Source organism: Synechococcus sp. H55.9 (assembly GCF_047462355.1).
GTDB lineage: Bacteria > Cyanobacteriota > Cyanobacteriia > Thermostichales > Thermostichaceae > Thermostichus.
The window spans coordinates 1-1,501 of record NZ_JANSJB010000047.1; the positions used below are offsets into that span (position 1 = coordinate 1).

At 63.6% G+C, this 1,501-nt stretch carries 2 protein-coding genes and 1 pseudogene; 1 reads left to right on the forward strand and 2 read right to left on the reverse strand.

Annotated elements, in window-relative coordinates; genetic code table 11:
- Positions 1-16: 16 nt before the first annotated feature.
- Positions 17-151: a hypothetical protein gene (locus tag NW857_RS07640; RefSeq protein ID WP_414368547.1), complete on the forward strand. Its 135-nt coding sequence runs from the start codon at positions 17-19 to the stop codon at positions 149-151.
- Between the two features lie 161 nt (positions 152-312).
- Here the strand turns inward: NW857_RS07640 and radC are convergent, their stop codons facing one another.
- Positions 313-1,044: a RadC family protein gene (gene radC / locus NW857_RS07645; protein WP_414335526.1), complete on the reverse strand. Its 732-nt coding sequence runs from the start codon at positions 1,042-1,044 to the stop codon at positions 313-315.
- Positions 1,045-1,051: 7 nt separating this feature from the next.
- A pseudogene (locus NW857_RS07650) lies at positions 1,052-1,501 on the reverse strand (dolichyl-phosphate-mannose--protein mannosyltransferase); the annotation flags it as partial.

A 1,501-nucleotide genomic window follows, 5' to 3' on the forward strand; every position in this document is an offset into this window, starting at 1 on the left:
AGGAGAAGGGGTGTATGTGGCTACCGGCGAGGGATCCCTTCTCATCCGGCGGGCCCAACTGCCCGGCAGAAAAGAACAGTCGGCCTGGGACTTGGTCAACGGCGGCCAGCTCAGGGTGGGCATGCGCTTTGAGGCGCTGCCGGATCCCTAGCCCCCCTCTCCCCCTGGGAGAGGGGCCGGGGGTGAGGGAATGCTCCCCCTGGGAGAGGGGCCGGGGGTGAGGGAATGCTCCCCCTGGGAGAGGGGCCGGGGGTGGTCGCGTGAGCGGCGCGGAGCGCTTGGGCTGGCTACCCTGGGAGAGGGGCTGGGGAGCTACTCTGGCTGGGGAAACTCCTCCCACAGGCGGGTGTGTTGGCGCAGGCTGAGGAACTGCCCGCCGCCGAGGATGAGGTGATCCAAAACCGGGATCTGCAGCAGTTGCCCCGCCTGCAAGAGTTGCTGCGTCAGGGCAAGATCCTCCGGGCTGGGATCCAAACTGCCGGAGGGGTGGTTGTGGGCCACCAGGATGCGGCTGGCTCCTTGCTTGATGGCGCTGCGGAAGGTTTCCCGCGGGTGAGTGAGAGTTTCCGTGGCGGTTCCCCGGGTTACAATCTGCTGGCCGATAAGGCGGTGTTTGATGTCCAGGTGCAGGACGGCAAAGTGCTCTTGGGTCTCCCACATCAGGTCGCCGCTTAGGGCCATGGCCGCCTGTTCTGGCGATTCAATCACCGTCCGCTCGGGTAGTCGGGCCAAAAACACCCGCCGCCCCAGCTCGATGGCCGCCAACACTGTTGCTGCTTTGGCTGGGCCGATGCCCTCAATTTGCAGCAGCTCCCCGGCTTCCAGCTGGCGCAGTTGGGCCAAGGGATCCCCCTGGGCTTCCAATTTTTTCAAGAGCAACTGGGCCAGGCCAACGGCCGAGAGCTTACCTGCCCCCTGGCCGGTGTTGAGCAAAATGGCCAGCAGCTCCGCGTGGGAGAGGTTTCTTGCCCCTTGGTTAAGCAGCCGCTCGCGCGGGCGATCCTGAAGGGGAAGGTCGCTGATACGCAACACGTACTGGCTCATCTTGCGGCTAGGGGAGAGAAGAGGTTTTTTTCAACAGCCAAAAGGGGCTGCGGCGCTCTACGACCTGCCAAGTTGCTGCTAGCTCAGCTACAAAGGGATCCCAGGTCACCAGATAGTCGGGCACCTGCCAGGCGGCCAGCTCCTCCGGGTTGGCGGCATAGGGCACCCGCAGCGGGCCATAAAAATAGGGTACAAACGACCGCAGCCCATAAAGGCCAACCCTTCCCGAAAGAGCCGGTTCTGGGCCGGCAAACTGGCGGAAAAAGTAGATGGATCCCCCCTGAGTATGCTGCAACACCCTTGGGAAAACCCAGCTCCAGGCCAACTGGGCGCTTAGTCCTGTGGCCAAGAGCAAGATGGCCCATCCTCGAACATTGTGCCGAGCTCTAATCCAGGCCAGTCCCCCCAACGCCAGGAGCACAGCAGGGCCATAGGTGAAGGAGGGCCACTCCACCTC